This is a genomic window from Peribacillus sp. P4_C12, from assembly GCF_056402095.1.
The window spans coordinates 1-574 of sequence record NZ_JBFUIB010001180.1 but is presented as its reverse complement, the minus strand read 5'-3'; the positions used below and the strand labels follow the sequence as shown (position 1 = coordinate 574).

General features: G+C 43.3%; 1 protein-coding gene. It reads left to right on the top strand.

Features of this window, described 5'->3' with window-relative positions:
- On the top strand, positions 1 to 498 hold a 498-nt coding region (locus tag AC1DUW_RS32025), incomplete at its 5' end, for an SDR family oxidoreductase (RefSeq protein WP_477644606.1).
- Positions 499 to 574: the final 76 nt, after the last annotated feature.

Below are 574 nucleotides of genomic sequence, written 5' to 3'. Positions count from 1 at the left end.
GTGATAGCCCCCATCGAAGACATAAAGCCAGAAGACTGGGATCAAACACATACCATCAACCTAAAGGGCACCTTCCTCACTGTCAAATACGCCATTCCATATATGAAGGAAACTGGTGGCAGCATCGTCATCAACAGCTCCATCAATGGAAACCGATTTTTCAAGAATTTTGGTTTTTCCGCCTACAGCTCATCAAAAGCTGGTCAAGTCGCTTTCGGTAAAATGGCGGCACTCGAATTGGCAAAATATAAAATCCGAGTCAACATCATTTGTCCCGGCTCCATCGATACGAACATTCACGACAACACTTTCCCTGAAGATGAAAACTTAAAAAAAATCAGAATCCCAATTGAATACCCGCAAGGTTCACAGCCCCTTGCAAAAAAAGCCGGCACTACCGAGCAAGCAGGGGACCTTGTCTTGTTCCTAGCTTCAGCTATGTCCTCCCATGTAACAGGGACGGAAGTTTATATTGACGGAGCAGAATCACTGTTATAAGAATTGAAAAAAGCAGCCCYGATTTTTATCAGGAGTACTTTCTAAACAAGGTAAAAAGCTGAAACCCTATAATAGG